At 37.6% G+C, this 22805-nt stretch carries 14 protein-coding genes and 9 pseudogenes; 5 read left to right on the top strand and 18 right to left on the bottom strand.

All coding sequences use genetic code 11. The features are described 5' to 3' along the window. A pseudogene (locus OWR28_RS01780) lies at positions 1–489 on the top strand (hypothetical protein); the annotation flags it as partial. A 376-nt stretch (positions 490–865) separates the two neighbouring features. Here OWR28_RS01780 and OWR28_RS01775 read toward each other — a convergent pair. The 3 genes and pseudogenes from OWR28_RS01775 to OWR28_RS01765 all read right to left on the bottom strand — a co-directional run bounded on the left by OWR28_RS01775 (position 866) and on the right by OWR28_RS01765 (position 4538). Then, positions 866–2097, bottom strand: a pseudogene (locus tag OWR28_RS01775) (amidohydrolase). Positions 2098–2176: 79 nt separating this feature from the next. Beyond that, complete coding sequence (locus tag OWR28_RS01770; RefSeq protein WP_332385221.1) at positions 2177–3022, bottom strand: helix-turn-helix domain-containing protein; 846 nt, start codon at positions 3020–3022, stop codon at positions 2177–2179. A 185-nt stretch (positions 3023–3207) separates the two neighbouring features. Further along, a pseudogene (locus tag OWR28_RS01765) lies at positions 3208–4538 on the bottom strand (amidohydrolase). Here OWR28_RS01765 and OWR28_RS01760 point away from each other — a divergent pair. Beyond that, the gene (locus OWR28_RS01760) at positions 4447–4641 is read left to right on the top strand and encodes a hypothetical protein (RefSeq protein ID WP_332385236.1); all 195 of its coding nucleotides are present in this window, start codon (positions 4447–4449) and stop codon (positions 4639–4641) included. The pseudogene OWR28_RS01765 and the gene OWR28_RS01760 overlap by 92 nt on opposite strands. 683 nt (positions 4642–5324) lie before the next feature. On the opposite strand, the pseudogene hemL reads toward OWR28_RS01760, so the two are convergent. From hemL to OWR28_RS01745, 3 pseudogenes are all read right to left on the bottom strand, one after another. Beyond that, positions 5325–6613 (bottom strand): annotated as a pseudogene (hemL, locus tag OWR28_RS01755) (glutamate-1-semialdehyde 2,1-aminomutase). 73 nt (positions 6614–6686) lie between these two features. Then, a pseudogene (locus tag OWR28_RS01750) lies at positions 6687–7744 on the bottom strand (glycoside hydrolase family 73 protein). 15 nt (positions 7745–7759) lie between these two features. Continuing rightward, a pseudogene (locus OWR28_RS01745) lies at positions 7760–8667 on the bottom strand (1-aminocyclopropane-1-carboxylate deaminase/D-cysteine desulfhydrase). A gap of 679 nt (positions 8668–9346) precedes the next feature. Between OWR28_RS01745 and OWR28_RS01740 the strand changes: the two are divergent. The 3 genes and pseudogenes from OWR28_RS01740 to OWR28_RS01730 form a co-directional block, all read left to right on the top strand. Beyond that, positions 9347–9517: pseudogene (locus OWR28_RS01740) on the top strand (C1orf53 family protein); the annotation flags it as partial. Between the two features lie 12 nt (positions 9518–9529). Further along, positions 9530–10056 (top strand): annotated as a pseudogene (locus tag OWR28_RS01735) (DUF4136 domain-containing protein). A gap of 1139 nt (positions 10057–11195) precedes the next feature. Beyond that, entirely contained in the window at positions 11196–12983 is a 1788-nt protein-coding gene (locus tag OWR28_RS01730) for an endonuclease (protein WP_332385220.1), read from the top strand. Positions 12984–13147: 164 nt separating this feature from the next. Here OWR28_RS01730 and OWR28_RS01725 read toward each other — a convergent pair whose 3' ends face one another. The 12 genes and pseudogenes from OWR28_RS01725 to OWR28_RS01670 form a co-directional block, all read right to left on the bottom strand. Then, positions 13148–13288, bottom strand: a complete 141-nt coding sequence (locus OWR28_RS01725; protein ID WP_332385219.1) for a hypothetical protein — start codon at positions 13286–13288, stop codon at positions 13148–13150. Between the two features lie 128 nt (positions 13289–13416). Next, the gene (locus OWR28_RS01720; RefSeq protein WP_332385218.1) at positions 13417–13863 is read right to left on the bottom strand and encodes a hypothetical protein; all 447 of its coding nucleotides are present in this window, start codon (positions 13861–13863) and stop codon (positions 13417–13419) included. A 124-nt stretch (positions 13864–13987) separates the two neighbouring features. Continuing rightward, the gene (locus OWR28_RS01715) at positions 13988–14251 is read right to left on the bottom strand and encodes a hypothetical protein (RefSeq protein ID WP_332385217.1); all 264 of its coding nucleotides are present in this window, start codon (positions 14249–14251) and stop codon (positions 13988–13990) included. Beyond that, entirely contained in the window at positions 14191–14760 is a 570-nt protein-coding gene (locus tag OWR28_RS01710) for a hypothetical protein (protein ID WP_332385216.1), read from the bottom strand. Before OWR28_RS01710 ends, OWR28_RS01715 begins: the two co-directional genes overlap by 61 nt. 128 nt (positions 14761–14888) lie before the next feature. Continuing rightward, entirely contained in the window at positions 14889–15131 is a 243-nt protein-coding gene (locus OWR28_RS01705; RefSeq protein ID WP_332385215.1) for a hypothetical protein, read from the bottom strand. After that, a pseudogene (locus OWR28_RS01700) lies at positions 15112–15584 on the bottom strand (LemA family protein). The gene OWR28_RS01705 and the pseudogene OWR28_RS01700 overlap by 20 nt, the downstream one beginning before the upstream one ends. 86 nt (positions 15585–15670) lie before the next feature. Then, positions 15671–16321: a hypothetical protein gene (locus OWR28_RS01695; protein WP_332385214.1), complete on the bottom strand. Its 651-nt coding sequence runs from the start codon at positions 16319–16321 to the stop codon at positions 15671–15673. Positions 16322–16334: 13 nt separating this feature from the next. After that, entirely contained in the window at positions 16335–16934 is a 600-nt protein-coding gene (locus OWR28_RS01690) for a hypothetical protein (RefSeq protein ID WP_332385213.1), read from the bottom strand. A gap of 5 nt (positions 16935–16939) precedes the next feature. Next, complete coding sequence (locus OWR28_RS01685; RefSeq protein WP_332385212.1) at positions 16940–19717, bottom strand: OmpA family protein; 2778 nt, start codon at positions 19715–19717, stop codon at positions 16940–16942. Between the two features lie 63 nt (positions 19718–19780). After that, on the bottom strand, positions 19781–20269 hold the full coding sequence (locus OWR28_RS01680; protein WP_332385211.1) for a DUF4280 domain-containing protein: 489 nt from the start codon (positions 20267–20269) through the stop codon (positions 19781–19783). 39 nt (positions 20270–20308) lie between these two features. Continuing rightward, a complete protein-coding gene (locus tag OWR28_RS01675) occupies positions 20309–21340 on the bottom strand; it encodes a hypothetical protein (RefSeq protein ID WP_332385210.1) in 1032 nt (343 codons plus the stop codon). Positions 21341–21395: 55 nt separating this feature from the next. Beyond that, positions 21396–22718: a DUF2235 domain-containing protein gene (locus tag OWR28_RS01670; protein ID WP_332385235.1), complete on the bottom strand. Its 1323-nt coding sequence runs from the start codon at positions 22716–22718 to the stop codon at positions 21396–21398. Positions 22719–22805 lie beyond the last annotated feature (87 nt).

Raw genomic sequence — 22805 nt, 5'->3', positions numbered from 1 at the left:
ATCAACGCGTTATTCCAGAATGCATTACAGATCAGAAGAAACTCTTCTATCTCAGTATTTAACTCTGTATTTACAGGATTCCCTGTTGGTTTATTCATCGATGCTACAAAAGGTTCTCCAACAGATAACAATATTGTAGGTAATAAACTATTCTTTGAAAACAACGTATTGGCAGGAAATACAACTCCTTTAAAATTCGGACCATCTACATCTACTCCTACAACGTATACGTTGGCTGATCTTACAACATGGTTCAATGCTAAAGGAAACACAATCCTTGCTTCTACAGCTGATGTAAAACTTGCCGGCGCATGGGCTCCAGCAGGAACTACACCAAACTTTACTCCTACTGCAGGTTCTCCATTATTAACAGGAGGAGCCTTTACTAACCCTAAGTTAGCGACTTGGTTTACACAGGTAACTTATAAAGGAGCTGTAAAGGATGCTACAGATACATGGTATGCAGGCTGGACTAACTTCAACTTATAAAACAATATAGTAGTTAGATTAATTTCATTTAAATTTAAAAAGCCTTCGGAACATTTTCCGAAGGCTTTTTTCTTCATTATTCCCTGGTTTTACAAAAGTCTGCCGGTTTCAATATGAACATCTGTTCATATTGAAAAACTGAAAACAGCAATTTGAACAGTTGTTTTTACAGCAGATGACAAAGATTTTCACAGCCGTTTACAGATAAGTTCAGGCTAAAGCCAGAGGAATGAATTTGTTTTTACATAACGGGCTAAAAACCCGAATCAACTCGAAACCGAAATGCGTAATCTCGAAACCTGCCACAAAAAATGCCACCGGAAAGACTCCGATGGCATTCACAAAAAACAAGTGTATAAAAATATATATACTTCAATTAATTTCTCCAGAATAAATTCCCGCCGTTCATCAGGGCTTTTATTACGGACATTCTGGAAACGGCTTCCGCAGAACAGGAAGCATCCGTCAGAACGATCGCAGCGTCATCACCTGCTTTTGGCCATTGCTGATTTCCTTTTTCATCCAGAGGAAGAATACTTTGAGTTGCAAACTGCAAGGTTCTCGACAACGCGTATTCTGTGGCGTACCCATAGAGCTCAGCAATCAGATTCGCTTTCTGTAACATATTTCCGGATCCGAATGTACTCCAGTAATCCTGCACATTATCATTTCCGATCAGTACATTTACCCCGTATTTTTTAAGGTTGGAATTGGCATTACTTTTCCTTTAAAAGGTATGGAAGAAGCAATTCCTACTTTTGCTGCAGCCAGTTTTTCTGCAACCTGCTCCGTTTCTTTTGGTGAGAGATAAGCTAAAGCATGACTAACAAATGTTTTTCCCTGAAGTTCAGGATTTTCGATCGCTTTATCAATCAGGTAATTGATTGTTTTCATTCCGTACTCTCCCGTTTCATGCAGGTGAATATCAATTCCTTTATGATGGTCTAAAGCCAGCTGAACAGTAAAATCCATTACTTTTTCAATGCTTCCGTCAATACTTAAAGGATCCAGCCCTCCAATAAATTTCACATTTTTCAGTTGTGCGGCTTCTTTCATCAAAGGTGCAGATTCTGTATGGTAAACACCATGCTGCGGGAAGGCAACCAGCTCCGCTTTGAAGGATTCTTTTTTATTTTCAAGCGCCTGCTCAAGGTGTTCCAGAGATTTCAACCCTGAAGTAGGATCAATATTGAAATGAGTTCTCACAAAATGAGTTCCGTAATGCTGCAACAGGCTGATCAGCTGTTCTGCTCTGCTTACAGAAGTTTTCAACAGCTCAGGAATGATCTGCTGCTCATAAGCGATCATATCTTTTACAGTCTTTCTTTTCGGAGAAAGGGCCTGCCACGGAAGCCCATATAATGTCTTGTCAAGATGGATGTGCATATCCCTGAAAGCAGGAAGCATCAGATATCCTTTAGCATCTATAGCTTCAGAAGCGTGGTCATTGGCTTGCACTGTTTTTATTTTTCCGTCCTCAATTTCAATACTGAAAAGGCCGGTCTTTGTTCCTATAACCTCTTCATTTTCGTATTCAAAACCTGTTTCAAGGCGGACATTTTTCAGGGTATATTTTCCTTTTGCAGTTAATTGATAGGGAAATTGCATGATTTAAATTTTAACAATACAAAATTAACCTGGCTTAAGGATAAAACCGGTGTATCAATTATGTCTTGTTTTGTACAGATTATTCTTTGAACTGGGAAGGTGTCATTCCCGTTTGTGCTTTAAAGAATTTGGAAAAGCTGGCATGATCATAGAAACCCAGGTCATATACAATATCCTTTACGGACATTTCAGAAACTTTTAAGAGTCTTTTTGCTTCCAGTAAAATACGGTTCTGAATGAGGGAAGAAGCCGAAACATTGAGACTTTTCTTGCAGACAATATTCAGATAATTGGCAGAGATATTCAGTTTTTCAGCGTAAAAAGAAACTGATCTTTCCGTTTTAAAATGTTCGTCAATAAGATGCAGAAACTTTGAAATAATAGGGTTTGAGTTGTAGACTTCAAAATCCTTAAAAACCCCTTCCACAGATTTGCTCACCAAAAGGCCAATCAATTCGCTTCTTTTTTGAATAAGTTCCCAGAATATTTTCTCTTCGCCCAGTTCTTTCCGGATTTCTTTGAATTCATACAGAAACATGTCAAACACTTCTTTGGAAAGATTGATCACCGGATGATTCTGGTAATAAGAAGCTGAGAACCTTAACGACGGCAGAAAACTTTCAAACCAATCTCTACTGATCATCAGCTGGTATCCTATGGTTTCTTTTTCAATGACCCACTGATGCACCTGATCAGGAAAAACAAGATGAATCTGATAGTCTTTTACCTGATATTCTGTAAAATCTATGGTATGTGAGCCTACTCCGTGCTCAAAAAGATTAATGATAAAAAAGTCATGCTTGTGGGGTTCATCAATAGAACGCGCTCCGTAAAGTTCATTAAACAGCAGATTACAGCCCTTCAGCTGATTCTCGCTGAATTCCTGAATTCCTAAAACCGGAAAATGATCTGTATGGTAACCCACTCTGCCTGATTTTCTCCTAAAATTACTAAAAATTGTGAGAGAAAACTAAAAATAACCACAAAAGGATAAAAGCATTACCTTCACTCTTACTTCAGTCTCAGTCCGCATTCACTTCTATACCTTTTGTGGTCAAAAAACACAACTAGATTATATTTATATCTTTATTTAATCAACTCTTATTTGAATTAAAAAACAACGTTTCCATCATGTACCAATGATTCCACCTCTGAAATTCTTGATACCGCTTCTGCTGAACAGCTGGCATTGATCAGTACAAAATCTGCCTTATCTCCGGCTTTAGGCCACTGTTGGTGTCCTTTGTCATCCAGCGGAAGGATATTTCCTGTGGCCAGCTTTAAGCTTCTTGATAGTAAGAATTCTGTTGAATATCCATACAATTGAGCCATTAAATTAGCTTTCTGAAGTACACTTCCTGTACCGAAAGTATTCCAGTGATCCACAATGCTGTCATTCCCTGTAAGAACTGTGACATTATGTTTGTAAAGCGTTGGTATTGGCATGACCAGTCTTCCGAAAGGGATTGTAGAAACAATTCGATTTGAGCTTCAGATAATTTTTCAGCAATTTCTTCCTGTTTTACGGCTTCTAATTTCCCAAGAACAAAACAGTGGCTCAAATAGGTTTTTCCTTTCAGAGAAGGGTTTTCATTTACTTTTTAATCAGATATTCTACTGTTCTCAATCCGGAATCTCCGGTTTCATGCAGGTGGATATCAATCCCTTTTTTATGGTCTGTAGCAAGCTGGACGGTAAAATCCAGTACTTTTTCAATATCTCCATCGATGTTGAACGGATCTACTCCACCGATAAAATCGATGTCCATTTTTGCCGCTTCTTTCAGATAAGGCACTGAATCCGTATAAAACACACCGTGCTGTGGAAAAGCCACCAACTCGGCTCCAAAACCTTTCTTTTTATTTTCTAAAGCCTTCTGCAGATTTTTTAATGACTGAAGCTTGGAAGTAGGCTCAATATTTACATGGCTTCTTGCGAAGGAAGTTCCTTTTGACTGTAACAATTCAATTAGCTTTTCAGCCTTAAAGGTTGAATTCTTAAGCATCTCCGGAAGCATTTTCTGCTCCAGTTCGATCATTCCCTTGACTCCTCCGTTCCTTTTTCTAACAGCCTGCCACCGGTCTCCATAAAAAGTTTTGTCAAGATGAATATGCATATCCCTGAAAGCAGGAAGCATTAACAATCCTTTTGCATCTATGGCTTTGGCATTGGGCTGATTCGGTGAAATCTTTGTGATTTTTCCGTTTTCAATTTCTACACAGAACAGATCTGTTTTGTAGAAGCCACTTCCCCATCCTGATATTCAAAACCTGTTTCCAGACGAACATTTTTAAGGCTCATTTTTCCTTTTGCTGAAATACTGTTTTCATCAAAAAAGGGGATGCGGTCATGATAGTAGGCATTAAAGTTAATCCCGCTACAGCCAATGCTGAATTCCGGATAAAGTCTTTACGGGAGATGGTAGGGTCTGAGGTCTTCATTTCCAATCTGTTTATGGCAAAATTAAAAAGAAGCGTCCTGAACAAAGTGTATGGTTTATTACAAAATCTGTATGATTTATGCTTTGTGGCAATTACTTTCTAAATGCTAAGTTTATCTTTTCTGTATCACGATCAAAAGATTTTACGGTAATTCTCATCCGCAGGAATCCAGATTACTGTCTACGTTGCAGAGACTCCTACGGAGTGATAAACTATCCGCATATTTTGTAATAAAATCACTTAAGATTTACGGAAAGTATTACCATAACGCTTGTCATTCCGCAGGAATCCAGGTTACTGTTTACGTTGCAGAGACTTACGGAGTGACGAACTATGCACATATTTTGTAATAAAATCACTTAAGATTTACGGAAAGTATTACCATAACGCTTGTCATTCCGCAGGAATCCAGGTTACTGTTTACGTTGCAGAGACTTCTACGGAGTGACAAACTATGCGCCTACTTTGTAATAAAATCACTTAAGATTTACGGAAAGTATTACCGGCCCCCTTGCCATTCCGCAGGAATACAAATGATCTTGTTTTACGTTGCAGAGACTCCTACGGAGTGATAAACTATGCGCCTACTTTGTAATAAAATCACTTAAGATTTACGGAAAGTATTACCGGCACCCTTGCCATTCCGCAGGAATCCAGGTTACTGTTTACGTTGCAGAGACTCCTACGGAGTGACGAACTATGTGTATATTTTCATTTTTATTTACCCATAAGCACCTGAATTTTTTTACAAAAAAAACCGGATTTTAGATCCGGTTTTGTTTATATTTATTTATTTGAATATTCAAATTTTCTTACTGCTTCTAAGGTCATATCAATTTCTTTATCCTTGATGGCATCACTGATAAAATACGTTTCGTATCCACTTGGTGGTAAATACACCCCATTCTGCAGCATCTGGTGGAAGAAATTATTAAACAATGAATGGTTAGCTTCCTGAGCCTCATCAAAATTAGAAACTCTGTTGATATGGAAGAATACAGACATCATAGAACCTTTTCTGTTGATTTTATGGGCAATTCCTTTTTCATTCAGAATTTTTCCGATCTCGAAATCCAATGTTTCTGTTGTTGTATGTAATCTGTTGAAAAATTCAGGATCGTTTTTAATAAGCTGAAGTGTTTTTAATCCTGCTCTCATGGCCAAAGGATTTCCACTTAACGTCCCAGCCTGGTAAACTCCTCCTTTTGGTGCAAGGTGGTCCATAATTTCATTTCTTCCGGCGAAAGCTCCTACCGGAAGTCCTCCTCCGATTACTTTTCCGTAAGTCACTAAATCTGCTTTTACGTTGAAAAGCTCCTGAGCTCCTCCGAATGCTAATCTGAAACCGGTCATTACCTCATCAAAGATCAATAAGGCTCCGTTTTCATCACAGATTTTTCTAAGGTTTTGTAAGAAGTCATTTTCAGGCAGGACGCATCCCATATTTCCGGCAACCGGCTCTATAATTACCGCTGCAATTTCTCCCTGATTGTGACGGAATAAATCCTCGACCTGTTCAAAATCATTGTAACGTGCCAGTAATGTATCTTTGGCGGTTCCGGCTGTTACTCCCGGAGAATTTGGATTTCCGAATGTAGCGGCACCACTTCCGGCTTTAATCAGGAATGAATCTGAATGTCCGTGATAACAGCCTTCAAATTTTACAATTTTATCTCTTCCTGTATATCCTCTTGCCAGCCTGATGGCACTCATACACGCTTCCGTTCCCGAAGAAACCATTCTGATCTGGTCAATATTAGGAACATTTTCGATGATAAATTTTGCAATTTCTGTTTCCAGTTCGGTAGGAGCACCAAAAGAGAACCCTTTCTCTGCCTGTATCTTCAGTTCTTCCAGTACTTCAGGATGTGTATGTCCTAAAATGGCCGGGCCCCATGAGTTGATATAATCGATGTAAGTATTGTCATCTGCATCAGTAAGGTAAGCACCTTTTGCCGATTTCATGAAAACGGGCACTCCTCCTACGGATTTGAATGCTCTTACCGGAGAGTTTACCCTCCCGGAATGTATTTGTAGGCTTCATCAAACAAAGCCGAACTTCTTTGATACTTCATATATATTTAGTTGGTGTTGACAGCTGCGGGTTGGCATATACTGTCAACGGTAGTCTCTCAACAAAGAATTAAATTAGTTTCGTGGTTTTTTATCTATTAAATAAATCAGCTGTCCTGCAGATGGCTGCTGTCCTTCATCCATTCTGTTTTTAGCATATAATTTATTTAATTTGATTCCGAATTTCTGGGCGATATCATGCATATCTTCTCCGTATTCGGCTTTATAGGTAGCTGTATTTCCTGTAGAATTTTTAGATTCAAGGAAAACGATGTCATTTTTCTTTAAAGTTTCACTTTCCAGTTCATTCCACTTCATCAGCCTGCTTTCGCTGACTTTGAATTTATTGGCAATGAATTTTACATCGGTATCTTCAGGAATAATGATATATTTCAGGCCGTCATTCGGATGGCTTTTGATAAGAATGGAATTAAGGATTTCAGCTTTCGTTTTGATTCTTTCCACTCTTTTTTGCTGCTGCGCATACGAAGTCTGTTTGTAAGGGACTTCTACAGTAACCGGTTCTTTAGCTTTTTTAACTGCTTTTGAAGGGTCCAGTTGTGCCATGAACGTTCTGTCATCCTTCAGATCCGGATACATTTTAAGAACGGCGTACAATACTTCATTGGAATTTGTATTGTCATATTCGTATAGTCTGTACTTTTCAATTTTAGTGATAAGAATTGAAGCATAACGGGGATTGGTAGCATAGCCTGCTTTTTTCAAACCATAAGCCCATGCTCTGTAATCTTTCATATCCAGCTTGAAAAGGTTTGCGTAGTATTTTCTGGTGGATAAAAATATGGAATGGTCTTCATAAGACTGTCTTGGATCTTCATACACACGGAAGCATTCGTTAGGTGCATCATCGGTATGTTTCATCGTTTTACCGGTCCAGTCTTTTACATTTTATACCGAAGTGGTTTTTACCTTCCAGTGCCAGTCTGCTCTGCTCCGCCCCCGGTTTCCAGTAATCCCTGGGCAAGGGTAATAGAAGCCGGAATTTTATATTTTTCCATTTCTTCTACGGCATATTTAGCAAACTTCTGAATATACTGATCTTCGGTTGCCCAAGTCTGGGCTGAAAATTTTGATAAAACTAAAAGGCTTATGGATAGGAAAAGTCTTTTCATGTTTTTCAATTTTACTTATATAATTAAATTTCTATTCTGTTTTTCCAACAGCAGATTTGCTCCTTCAATTCCCTGTAATCCACCAGTGTGAAAACACAAAATCTTACTGTTTTCAGGAAAATATCCTTCTTCAATCAAATCAAAAATCTTCTCCAGCATCTTTCCTGTATAAACCGGTTCCAAAGGAATACCGTACCTCTCTTTAAAATCATTGATAAAACGGACGTTTCCGTCATTTATTTTACCATAACCTCCAAAACATGAATCTATTAGATTAAAATTCTGTTTCAAAGTTAATTCAAAAATTTTATTTTCGAGTGAAGCATCGTCAACGGCTTTAAATCCTATAACTTTCTGATTCTCTTCACAAAATTTTGAAATACCTGCAACGGTACCGCCGGTTCCAACTGCGGTGCAAAGATAGTCAAAATCTTTTGTTTGTTCATTGAGCATCATTCTCACCCCTTCTACGGCCTCTTCATTGGTTCCTCCTTCAGGAATGATTAATGCTTCCGGGAACTCCTGCTGAAGGAATTCTGTCAGTTTTTCTTTGTGGCGGTATTCTTCCCGGGTGACAAATTTCAGGTTCATTCCGTTTCTCTTTGCGAAAAGTAAGGTTGGATTATCCCGCCATTTATGCTGCAATTCTTTCCTCTGATAATTCCCAATGTTGGAATACCTGCCAGGTTCCCTACGGCTGAAACCGCTGCAATATGATTGGAAAAGGCGCCTCCGAAAGTAATAATATAAGAGTTTCCCTGATTTTTTTCAAGATAGTTATTGACATTGTGAAACAGCTTCCAGTATTTGTTGCCTGAAATCAGCGGATGAATCTGATCTTCCCTTTTAATGAAAAGCCTAATATTTTTCTGAATGGGAATTTCCTGGATAGGAACAGGTTTTGTGGGAGGTTTTAATAGCATTTCAGTTTTACAACTAAAGGTTTATTCTTTACAAAAGTAGGAAAAGATTTAGTGTTGTGGCAATTTGTTGTTTTTATAGATTCTTTTACCACAGATAATATGGATTTTCACAGATGATTGTGTTAAGAATGTGCGAATTTTGTATAATAAGATAAGGATTATAATTTAAGTTTCGGCTAAAGCCGGATGAATTCGGATTTTTGATAAACGGGCTAAAGCCCGTTCCTATTGAATTATAGATAATATTGAAGCCAGAATCCACAACCCGGAACCCGAATCTCGTAACCGGAACTCCGACGCATCATGCACTTATTCTAAAGATATTTTCTGAAGCTCCAGAATTTTCTTTTTCTGAGATAATTCAGGTTGTTTTCATTGGCATATGCTTCCCTTTCAAAGGAAATTCTTCTGTAGGCCAGATAACCGTCCTTAAGTCTGAAGAACCAATAATAGTACTCAATACCATAGAAGATATAAAAAAAATGATGAGCATTTCCAATTGTTGACGCAGATGGATTTTTTCGTGATTGATCAATACATTATTTTCCTTATCTTCGGGTTTCCTAATGAAGATAAAGGAAAGAGAGCGATGCCATTAATTTTTAATTTTTTTAAAGGCTTTTGGCATACAATTATCATAGTAACAAATATAAAAAGTTTTTTGACTAGCATTTAACTTATGGCCCATTATGACATCAAAGAAGGTGAAGACTTCTACTATAATGAACAGGGGTACAAGGTTTTTACAGAAAAATTCCATCTGAAAAGAGGCTATTGCTGTAAAAGCGGCTGCAGACACTGTCCTTACGGGTACGATAAAAAGACTGATACATTCATTAAAAGTGATAAAAAAATAAATAAAATGAAAAAATATATTTTTATTTTGTTGGCATCTGCTACTTTAGGCTTAACTTCTTGTAGCCCTTTTCAGGTACGTTCCGATTATGCTGAAACCGCCAATTTCAATTCTTACAAAACCTATAAAATAAGAATTGATGATCTAAAACTGAATGATATTGATAAAGACAGAGTATTGAATGAACTGTCCAGACAGCTTCAGAGCAAAGGACTTCAGTCCGAGAAAATCCTGATCTGATTATCAATGTAAAAGCGAATCATAAAAAGATTACTGATATCAACTCGTCTTCTCCTTACGGAATGTGGGGATGGGGCGGACCATTCGGATGGGGTGTTGGCATGAACAGAACATGGACAACAAATTATAATGAAGGAGCATTAATTGTTGATCTTATTGATGCAAAAACCAATAAATTAGTTTGGCAGGGTATCGGAAGCGGAATTTCTGTAGATTCTCCGAAAGCAAAACAAAGACAGATTCCTGAGATTATGGCTGAGATTATGAAGAATTATCCGCCACAAAGAAAATAAAATGTAAGTCATCCATTATATAAGCCGGTACTTTTGTACTGGCTTTTTTGTGTTTTATTAGCTGGAATTTCCTGATGGGAATAGTCTTTAATTATAATGGCAGATTTTTTACCGCAGATTATACGGAATTGCACGGATAATTGTTAAAAATTACCTTATTATTTAAGTTTTGGCTAAAGCCAAAAGGAAAACATTTTATTTTTAAACCGGGCTTTAGCCCGGTTCTATTGAATATCCAATATTGAGGATAAACCATAGAAAAGTATCTGCTTATGGGTAATTATTTTGTTTATCCCGCAGATAGCACAGATTTGCACGGATAATCGTTAAAAATTACCTTATTATTTAAGTTTTGGCTTAAGCCAAAGGAAAACATTTTATTTTTAAACCGGGCTAAAGCCCGGTTCTATTGAATATCCAATATTGAGGATAAATCATAGAAAAGTATCTGCTTATGGGTAATTATTTTGTTTATCCCGCAGATAGCACAGATTTACACAGATGATTGTTGAAAATTACCTTGTTATTTAAGTTTTGGCTTAAGCCAAAGGGAAACGTTTTATTTTTAAACCGGGCTAAAGCCCGGTTCTATTGAATATCCAATATTGAGGATAAACCATAGAAAATTATCTGCTTATGGGTAATTATTTTGTTTATCCCGCAGATAGCACAGATTTGCACAGATGATTGTTGAAAATTACCTTGTTATTTAAGTTTTGGCTTAAGCCAAAGGAAAACGTTTTATTTTTAAACCGGGCTAAAGCCCGGTTCTATTGAATATCCAATATTGAGGATAAACCATAGAAAAGTATCTGCTTATGGGTAATTATTTTGTTTATCCCGCAGATAGCACAGATTTGCACAGATGATTGTTGAAAATTACCTTGTTATTTAAGTTTTGGCTTAAGCCAAAGGGAAACGTTTTATTTTTAAACCGGGCTAAAGCCCGGTTCTATTGAATATTGGAATTCATAACCAGAACCAATCCAGAAAGGAAATCTCTAATCTTAAAAACTGAGGTACAACCTTGAAAATCAATATTTATAACTTCTTCCATGCAATACATTTAAAATTAACGATTTTGTAATTTTTTAATTCACAAAAATGTGGTATTCTTGCTGAAACTTATATTAATTAATATGAAAAAAATTATTTTATTTTCTTTATTTGCAGGACTTGCCCATGCACAGGCTCCTGCAGGTTATTACAATTCTGCCAACGGACTGAGTGGTGCAGCACTGAAAACTGAATTAAGCAACATTATCACTAACGGACATGTTGATAAAGGCTACAATGGGCTTTGGACAGGATATAAAACTACTGATATCGATAAGGACTACGAAAATGACGGAACAATCCTGGACATTTATTCTGAAAAACCTGTAGGTGCTGATCCTTATAATTATACTGCGGGATCTGATCAGTGTGGTACCTATTCTACTGAAGGGAATTGCTACAACAGGGAGCACATTGTTCCTCAAAGTCTTTTCAATCAGGCTTCTCCAATGGTTGCCGATATTCACTTTATCAGAGCTACAGACGGGAAAGTAAACGGAATGAGAAGTAATTATCCTTTCGGAAAGGTAGGAAGTGCTTCTTTTACTTCACAGAATGGTTCAAAACTTGGAACATCTGCTTCTTCAGGGTATTCGGGAACGGTATTTGAGCCGATTGATGAGTTTAAAGGAGATGTGGCACGTATGATCTTCTATTTTGTAACCCGTTATCAGAGCAAACTTTCTACTTTTTCATCAGGAAATATGCTAGGAAGCTCCGCATTCCCGGGATTACAGACATGGGAACTAAATGTTTTGCTGGCATGGCATAATCAGGATCCGGTTTCCCAGGCTGAGATCAAAAGGAATAATGCATCTTATACTTTCCAGGGAAACAGAAACCCATTTATTGATAATCCTAGTTATGTTAATCTTATCTGGGGATCTCAGCAGCCGTCAGGTGATACACAGGCACCTACAGCAGCAACAGGTCTGAATGTCTCAGGAAAAACTTCAAGCAGCATTTCTCTGGCATGGAATGCGTCTACCGATAATGTAGGAGTAACAGGATACAATGTTTACATGAACGGAATTCTGCAAACGACTACAAGTTCCACTTCAACAACCATTTCAGGGCTTACACCTTCCACTACTTACAGCTTTTATGTTGTAGCAAAGGATGCAGCAGGAAATTCATCATCAAACAGTTCTACGGTTTCCGGTACAACCAATGCAGGAAGCACTACTCCGACCAGCTGTGCTAATGAAACTTTTGAAACGATTCCGGCAGCCAGCTCTACTTATTCTACCAGAACATGGAGCAATGGAGGTATCTCATGGACTGCAACGGATTCAAGAACGGATCAGACTCTTAACAATAAAGCAATTACAGTAAGAAACGGTTCGTTAACTTCCGGCAGCTCTGCGAATGGTATTGGCTCTCTAACAGTGACTACACAGCTGAAGTTTACCGGAACTAACGGTACTTTTGACGTAAAAGTAAACGGAACAACCGTGGGAACTATTCCTTACAGTACTTCCGCTGTCACTACAACCATCAGTAATATCAACATTTCCGGAAATGTAGTGGTAAGTCTGGTTAACAATTCAACAAGTAACAGAGTAGCTATTGATGATCTTTCATGGACATGCTATTCCGGGTCTAGTGCAAGAATGGTTCAAAATACAGCTGCAGAAACCACTTCCGACAGTTTTAAAATTTCTCCGAACCCGGTTACCAACCAGGAGATTTTTGTAAAAGGAGATCTTCAGAAGGTAAAGAAAGCTGAAATTTACAATCTTCAGGGGAAAGTTCTTCAGACAATTGATCAGCCTTTCAGAAATGGAAATTCTATTAAAACCAGAAATCTTGGTCAGGGAATTTATATTTTAAAGCTTGATCAGGTGACAATGCAGTTCCTTGTAAAATAATTGAAATACTGATTTCATTAAAAATGCCGGTCTTTTTCAGACCGGCATTTTTAATTTTTAAAACTCCTGCAGATTTTGTGAATTAAAATTTTTAATGCAGAGATTTAGTTTTCAATATTTTACTTTAAAAACAGGATCAGCAAGCTGATCTGATTAAACGAATATTATAAAGAGATTTTATCAAGATATGGATATCCGGATCCTTTCAGAAGGTCTTTCCATTCTTTATTTCTGAATACAAAGAGATTACAGCGGTATTCGTCCGGCCTGTTGTCTACTGTTGTTTCGCAGTAATAGTAAAGCATATCTTTGTCTCTCCAGATGGCTATCTCCTGTCTGAGCTTATTATGAGTCTGGATGATCTCATTATCTTTTACTTCAGATTCAAAACCTTCGTGTATAGAATCAAAGCTGGGTTTATGTAATGTTTTGTTTAAGTTTTCCAGGAGTGCCGTTTTTCCTGCTCAGTATAGATATCCAGCTGGTACATTCCTAATTCATCTTCTTTTTCATTGGCAAGCGGGCCTATTTCCTGATCTACTTTTCCGAAATGTAAAATTACTTTATTTGTATTTTTATTGTTCCTGCCTTCCAGATCTATCCCGTTGAAATGTAATAATTCTTTTGATGAAAAAGCCAGTCTTTCATTTCCGATAAGGGTAACTTCATTGGTTCGTACAGCTTCTTTCTCTGTTGCACTGGCAGATTTCAAAATATCGTTGATATTTTGTCCAGCTTTCAGTTTGGCAAGATTGAATGGTTCGGTCTGGGTGCTTCCCTCTGTTTCAACCAAAGACTCACTTTCTTTATTTTTCTGCTGGCCGCATGATACAAGACTCAGGCAGATTGCTGGTATTAATACATATTTCAGATTTTTCATAATGTTAGTGTTAGTGTCCGGTTATCAATAATAAAACAGAAAAAACAGAATTCAAGTATCCGGAAAACGTTTTTTATTCATTTTTAACTTCAAATTCCTATTTGTTAGCATGAATATAAAAGGCTTATATTATTTCAAATTCTTCCTTTCCTTCAGGTATATAAAATGAAATATCAAGCATCAGTTCTTCTTCTGTTTCAGGATTTTCCAGATATAAAGCAGACTCCCCGTTTACTTTTTTTAAAAAGGCAACTCTATTCTCTGCACATACAAACATAACGGCATCTTTGGAAACAGGCTGTATTTTAAATCCGGACTTGAAATCTTTTACAAGATCAGTAAAGCGCTCTTCCGATTCTGCTTTTGACAGATACATAGAAGCAGCCATATTTTCTTCTCTTCTGGAAATTGATTTCTTATAATCTTCAAATTTATTTTCCTTATTAATCTTGATATATGATCATAAGCCTGCTCCAGTTTTTTTCTGCTGTCTTTAATGTCCTGCAGATTTCTCCCGTTCTGCCATGCTGAAAGCTGATAAGGAACTTCTGCTTTAAAGGAGCCAACATGTTTGATAACCTGTTTCTTTTTGTCTTCAATAGCCTCTGAATGATAGTCTCCAAACTGTTTATCAAAAACAAAATCATTAGCCACATCAAAAAGTTTGACATTAAATTTCAGTTCTGATTTAGGATGCAGCTGTACATCGCCAACATTAGGTAAAATGGTTGCTGATATCGTTTGAACACCACTTTTCAATATGGCAAAATTGATCGGAATATTGGTGGCAACCTGTCCCTCAACATTCATATGAATCACAGGATAATCATTAATCCTTATTTCGAACAGACAGGCTGATGCACTGAAATCGATCATATAATAGGGTTGTTGTATCATAATTTTAGTTTTTAATGATTTTAGACCAGTCTGTAAACATTTTACTGATGGTATTGGTATTGATGATGCTAAAACAGAACATTCCAAGGAAAATAGAGCACCAGCACCACGCAAGTTTAACTCCGTTTTTATCTGTTATGAAAAAGAATGAGCATGGTAACCGTTCCAAAAAAGAAGGTGAAAAGCAAGGTATAGAGTATTGCCTGAATGATATACATATTGAATTTCAGTTTCCTGAACATCCATCCTATGATACTCACCACCATAATCAGTCCTATAGGAAGAAGCATCGCCCCGAACAAAACAATTTCGGGTTTTTCCATCAGTATATTTTCATATCCGAAAAATGTATTAAAACTGAACTCCTTCATAATGTTTTTCCTGATTTGAAATGTCTAATAGGGTTTTGTCTTTATAGCCCAGCATTTTTGCCAATATAACATTGGGAAATTCATGAATTCCTATATTGTAAAGGTTTACACTGTCATTAAAAAATTCTCTTCTGTCTGCTATTTTATCTTCCAGTCCGGAAACTCTTTTCTGCAGTTCCAGAAAGTTATTGTTTGACAGCAGGCTGGGATAGTTTTCTGAAACAGCAAAAATGATGAAAGAGCTTTTGATGTCTCATTGGCAAGCTCTGTTTTTCTGTCGGAATCATTGGTGGTGTTATAGGAAGTTCTAAGTTCTGTCAGTTTGGTAAGCAGATCTTTTTCATGTGCCATAAACTGTTTGGCAACATTGACAAGGTTAGGAATTTCGTCTGCTCTTTGCTTCAAAATAACATCTATATTCCCGTACGCTTTTTCCACATTGAATTTCAGCATGACAAGCTTGTTGTACAAACTGATGAAAAAAGCCACGATGGCCACGATAAGAAATACGGCGATAACAATTGCTACAATTTGATTCATTATTGTGATAAGATTAAAATCATTACGATAAGTATAACAATACAGGTGACAATAAATGACCTCAACAGGGGCTGGTATTTATTCCAGACTGAAATTCCTGCAACAGTGGTAATTCCTAAAATCTTATGCCCGGTATCTTTTCTGATGAAAGCTTCTCCGTTTCTTGAGTCGGCAGCTCCCACAAGAAGCATTTCCTGGCCGGATTTAAGCAATGTTTCCTTATATCTTTTCTGTCCGTTATAACTTACATTGGTTTCTTCGATGAATATCAATTCAATGCCTTCGGGATGTATTTCAATGGTTCCTGAATCATCCTGCATCAGAAAGGGATTGCACCGGGTTTCTCTATGAATTGTTGTATAAGAATTTTTCCCTTCTTTATCTCTGGTTACATCTTCAATTGTATAATAATATCCTATGCATTCTTCTCTTGCGACGGGTGAAATCAAAGGTTCTTTCATAATAAGTTTTCCCTGAATTTCTACCAGCCCCATGGCCACAGATTTTATTTTGGATGTGGGTAATGATGCCTGAATTCTTAAAAATCTTTTTCTAGAATTAGGAAGTAGTAAAAGAACTGCAATGACAGAAAGTATAACTAACGGTAAATACGTCATTACTTTTTCTGCATAATAATCATAATTATCCATCAATAAGAATCTGCTATGAAGTATACGTTTTTAGGAGATGTGCTGCTGCTGTTTCCTGCCCGTCTGCCGTCTTCACCTGATTGTCTACAATATAGAGAACAGAGGAAGTATTGGGTTTATTATTGGTGTATTCATAATATTGTACCAATACCATTGTTTTACCTTTCAGATCCCAGACATAGGCTGCATTTCCCAATATTTTACCTTCACTGTTCTTTGCCGGAACTCCTGCCAGAACTTTAGGATTTTTGTATTGTGATTTGAGATAGGCTAAAAGATCGTTACCAGCGGCAGTATCTTCCAGTTCTATTTTCACGCCTTTAGTAAGCCTTTCTGTAGTATTGTTAATGAGTAATCCTACGGTGGAGCCTTTTACATTATTTTCTTTGTGTTCCGGAAACGATATATTTCCGAATTTATATCCGGAAACATCTTTGGTATAAGCTACTGGCAATGTAGTTACAATTTCCCTCGCTTCTGTCTGATATTTGGTATCTTTCAGAACTTCTTTATATCCTTTGGAAAAATCTACTTTTTCCAGATCTGTCTTTTGTTGTGACTGGCATGATACAAACATGATAAAACACAAAATTATTAAAACTATCTTTTTCATATTATCTAATTTCTTATTAACGGAATATCGGCACTGAATCCGAAAAGTTCTTCAAGACTTTTGATGACATCAAATTTAGGTACAATTTCGTTAAATTTTCCTTCTGCGATAATACCTTCGTCTTCTGAACTTCCTTTAAGTTCTGCCGGTTTTTTATTGCCCCCTCTAGGTATTTTCTTTTTTGCAGACATTCCTACTTTTCCTTTGATCACATATTCAGCGTTGAGTCCATCAAATCCTAATTCCGGGCGGTAATTTAATCCTTTATCATCAAATTTCACACCATGCCCGAATGTAATGGAAGCTGATCCCTTTCCGCTCATTTCAAAATATCCTTCTACTTTCACAATGACAAGATTGGCTTCTGCTTTTGCCCAAACCCCTGCTTTTAATTCAATTTTAAGGGTATTTTTGGCTTCTATTTTTCCTTGCTTATCATTTTTTTCGCTTACAGTGTTGAATGAAAAACCAATTGATGTTTTGATTTCACTTGAAATAACAAGATCAATGTAAACATCTGAGCTCAGTTTAGCTCCGAAATCATCATTCCCAAACTCTACTCCTGTATTCATCCGGTCTTTGATCACTCCATACAACCTTACAGCACCAGGTGCTGCGGTTCCACCACTCACAGCTCCTGCCACCAGCCCTACAGCTGTACAAAGGAGGTCTACTGTAACTTCTAATCCTATCAGGGGTTCTGCATTAAAAGATATATCAACCTTTGTTCCTAATCTTTCAATTTCTGTATTTTTCTGTTTGGCTCTTTCTAAGCACCATTCACCTTTTAGATTGATATTAGGTGGTTTAATGGCAAAAGTTACCGGAAGACCTTTAAAACCTATATTTCTAACCTGTCCTTTAGTTTTGTTCGTAATACCGTCAGACATTGCTCCCATTGAGCCGAAAAGATCATAAAGCTTTTTAAATTTTGTCTCGTATTCTCCTTTAACTTCTTTACTTTTCTGAAAACTGCCGCTTCTGTTCTTTTCCCATTCACTTTTCAGGCTGAACCCGAAGGAAGCATCCTTTTGTTTCCATCTTCTTTCAGCACCTATTTTACCGGCTTTAGCCTGTAGGTCTTTATGTTTTGCCGCTGGCTGGTTCTGCCATTTCACACTCAGTTCATTGGTAAGATTAACGAAGAAAGTGAGTGTCCATTTAATGTCCGGGTAGGCTTTGATTAATACGGTTGTTCTCTTTTCATTGCTAAAATACCTGCAGGTATGTGCGTGAAGATGGAACTGATTGGGAGTGGCCCACATCGGCCAGATATATTGTATAGGAAAAGCATCGAATTGTGATAAATCTGAGTATACTCCATAATTAAATGATGGCGTAGTAAATGTCTTTACAGTATCTCCTTTATCTATTGCCTGCCCTACATCTACCATCAGGACCTGTTTTTTATGTTTCCCTTTGCTGTCTCTGAAGCATTCATTGGTTTGAAAACCGGTAACATCAATCGTTATATCTTTCTTCATGGATACACTAGGTGCTGTCACTTCATAGTTAACCGTTTGCGCATCATGGGCATTGAATACGAATGAGATGTCTACTCTACGGTTGTTTTCGTAGTCTTTCTCATTTTTATATTTGATATTATCTCTTCCTTTTTTATCGTCAGTAGGATCTACTTCTCCTTTTCCCACAGAGATAATTCTTCTTGGATCTAATCCACCGTCTGCAAAGAATTTTTTGACAACATCCGCTCTTCTTTGGGAAAGACCTTTATTGTAATTCTGTTTTCCGATTACACAAGCGTAGCCACTCAGATTCATGGTGGCATCTTTATGTTCTAAAAGGAATTTGAGTACATTATTCAGGATGGCGACTCCATCTTTATCAATTTCTGTAGAATCGAATTTATAAAAGATGGTTCTTTTAATATGTTCCTGAAGCGCAGGTGACTGTATTTGCTTTACACCATTACCATTATCAAAAACTTTAACGGTTGTATTATTAGCCTTTCCGTCTTTTATTTCACTTTCTGTGATTTTGATGACTTCAAACTTACAAGGTTCCAGTCTGACGGAATTTACATCCGGCTTATACACTTTAGTCGGTGTCTGGTTCTGGGCTCCGTTGGTATTGGTAGTAACTACTTTATTCTTTACATTCAGATAGATGGCATGAAGGTCATCACCCAGATTATCTTTAATGTATTTTTTGGAAGCAACATCTTTTACTTTAATATAGAATTCCTCTACATTCTGAATATTGTCCACATAGGCCATCCAGGCAAAGGTATTTTCTATTTTCAGATTAACTTCACCGTCTATTACCTGTACATTGTTATAGGTGTGTACCAGCTTATCTGCTTTTGCTGTCTGCTGATTCCAAAGTTCGATACTGACTGTATTTCCATTGAGACCTTCCGTCACGAGGTTAAGATGAACGATATGTCCATAAGAAATGTATTCGTTCTTTTTATTGTTTTTGATGCTTTTGCTGTTTTTTTGTGTAGACCATTTGCTGCTTACAATTTTGGGTTCACACCAGCCTTTTACAAATATTCCTGTATCACTTTTAGTATCTCTTACTCCGGACAGACTGGCTTCAATATAAAACTGATAGCTTCCGCAGTACTGCTTGCCAATTAAAAATTTATATCCTGTAGCAGAGGTGATCTGATTGATAATAATTTTTCTGCTGCTGTTCTGCCTCATCCAGGTAAGAGGTTTCTTTTTGTCTGCATCTGTAGTTCCCGGCAGCCATTCGCCTACACCAAACTGTACCCACTGGTCTGGCTTTATGGTAATCCTTTGCCCTAATACAGACATTTTAGGGTAATACAATCCGCTTACAACTTTTATTTTTTACGCCTTTTGCCATTTTCTTATCATTTAGATTGCACCATCCTGCCCTCCTCCTGAAGGCTGTTCGTTATACATTTCTTCGGAATCTACCAGCGGATTAATCTGCTGCTGAACATCTTTGTCGGCATTTTTAAAGTTCTGCTGGCTGGCTTCCGCCCGCTGCCCGTGGTCTATAATCTCAATGCATGGAGTACCGGCAACGGCACATACTGCCTTGCTGTCTTCCACAATGATATATCCGCCATTGCTGAGCTGTACTTTATCATAAAAGTTCTGCCATTCTGTAACCATAATTTTGCATGGCGGCGGCGGTCCTCCCATTTTGGTACAGTTTCCGAATGTATTTTTTTCAAATGTGGCTGCTCCAATTTCTTTCGTGGTAACGATCAGTTTTTTGGAAGCACTTTTATCATTGGCATATTCCTTTTGATGTGTGAGTACTTTAAGCTTGTCCGGAACCTGTCCGAACTGGCATTTGCATAGAGCTCCCTGTACTACAATATGTTTTTCTGCCATATTAATTCTATCTTTAGTGAAATGGTAATTTAGTTTTCATCAATTCCTGAAACTGATACTGAAATCTTTTTCTTCCTGCAGCATAATGCTGCATTCCAGGTAAAGAGATTCCGGAAGTGAGGTTTCTCCTTTCAGATAATTTATGAGTCTGAAAGTTCCTTCTTCATTCATCACAGGATCGTCTTCTATAATCAATGAAAAAGGTGATCTTCTTATAAAATCATCAATATCTCTTTCTTCATATAACTTTCCGGATCCTTCCACCATGATCAGACCTGTTTCTTCTTTCAGCGGATCTGTTTCAAGCGTCAACTTATATCTGGGTTCAATTGCATTGTCTACTACAGGAAACGTTGCTGTCATCTCAGTTCTGTAGTCTTTTCCGAAACTCTGATATATCCCAAAGAATAAAGTACGGATGAAGTAATCATTTTTAATGTAAAGACTGATGGCTTCAGGCTGGCTGATTACTTTTTCAATCTTTCCGCAGTATTCGTCCACGGTTTCGCCTTCAAATTCTTTATACAGTTCTTCTTTTACAGCGGGCCATCTTTTCGAAAACACCTCCGCGTTTTCTACGGCTTCAAATCTTCCATGTTCATCAGTACTGATCTGTAAGGGGTATAAAACCTTGGATGTTCTGTAAGCCAGCAGATCGGCAATTTCATTCACCTCTTCTTCATTGAGATAAAGATTTGATGTTCTGTCTATCTCAAAAAAATGATTTCCTTTTTCTGTTTTCAGCCAGCGAACAGATACTTCATATTTTAATTCGTTTTTGGATTCTGCTTTTTCAATGGTAATGACCACACTGTATCTCCGCACTTTGTTTTCAGGCTGTAGGGTAAGGCTGTTTCCTTTCCCGAATTTTACCAAAACATTTTTATCTGCAACCGCTGTTCTCGGAACAAAAAGCTCTTTCTGCCCATTAAGATTGATCAGGATCATGTCCTTAACAGCGCAATGGTTGTTGTGGAAGAGTTTTAATGCGTCTTTATCCAATCCGTACAGCGAGGCTATACTTTTTAACGTTTCATCTTTCTGAACGGTATGTATGTTATATTTCTGCATAAAAATGTTCCTGCTTCAATTTCTTTCTTTGTATGGTGTCTTTTAAAATTTAATTCTAGTGGATAACTCTTGTTCTGTTCGGTCTCGGATCCATACCAATTCCCTCTCTTCGGGCTGACCAATGAAGGTATTTATGGCGGAGCGTTCTTAAATCATCCTGTTCTTTTACTTCTTTCTGATAAGCTGCCTGACGGTTTTCCGGAATCTGGTTTCCTCCATAGGCGTCACGCAGTTCTTTATAATGTCTGAAAGAGTAAGGTTTTCCATCTCCCATGACATAAGATCTGAGACGTTCCTTTATTCCTATTAAAAACTGATCATCCAAAATGGAATATTTTTCATCTGTCAGCTTCTTCATGGTTATGGGAAGATTTTTATCTATACCATATTCTGCCATAAAATGTAAAGGAATGTAGCTGAATGTTTTCAGCAGATAGCGTGAGCCTTTCAATGACAGATAAAATCCGGGAGTAATAGTGAGTTCACCTTTTTCATACCATCCCTCATTTTCAAGCTCTGTCTTTAATGCCTGTAATTTCGTACTGGTTGTCCAGGATGTTTCAACTTCTTCCCATGTTTCCTGTCCGTTTTCATAAGCTCCTCCCACGTCGCAGTGTACCCCGGGAAATGTTTTTTCGGTTCCGATATGTACTCTTGTCAGGTCAAAGTTTTCTCTATGTTCGTTTTCTGCGATGAAGTGAACTACAGTCTGGGCTTTTCCGATATCGTTCAGGCTTAATTCTTCAACATCGTTACTGAAATTGGGCATTGGTGACAGGTATTTCGAATAGGAAGAAACGGTATCGTAAATCCCCAGAAATCTCACTTTCAATACATCAACTTTTAATCCTGCTTCTTCGAGTTTAAGTCCAAGGTGCCCCCACTTCGGAAGTTCTTCACCCTCTACACTTTTACCGTCATCGTCTGAATAAGTGGTCACTGTAGCCGCTTCATTGGAAATGGTACGTGCGGTAGCTTTATATTTTGCTTTCCCGATTTCATATACGAAGTTACGGGCAGCAGCAGCTCCACGGCTGAATCCGAACACATCAAAGGTAAGAACAGCAATTTTATCGGCTTTCTTTTCTGCTTTAATGGTTTTCACTTTTTTAACGATTTCCTCGCATCCTTTTCTCACTTTTGATCTGATCCCGGTTTCCCCTGTCCCGAAAGCGTATCCCAGCGTAGCATCTCCTTCTTTATCCTGTGTACCGATACCTTCTATATAAATTCCGAAGTTTTTATCATAGTTATCCCACATGCGGGCTACATTACTCCAGTCATTGTTGTAGCTTGTATTGTCTGATGATTTCCCACCATGCTTTTTATGCGCATCCGTGTTATTTTTTCTTTCGTCTGTATTGGTTTTATTATTCAGGGTTCCGTCAAAAAAATCCCAATGGTAATATCCAGTACTTCCTCTTTGGATACAGATGGTGTATAGCTTCCAAATTGATTGTTGTGC

This window comes from Chryseobacterium sp. 1B4 (assembly GCF_036631475.1).
GTDB lineage: Bacteria > Bacteroidota > Bacteroidia > Flavobacteriales > Weeksellaceae > Chryseobacterium.
This window is presented reverse-complemented; position numbering and strand designations above follow the sequence as displayed.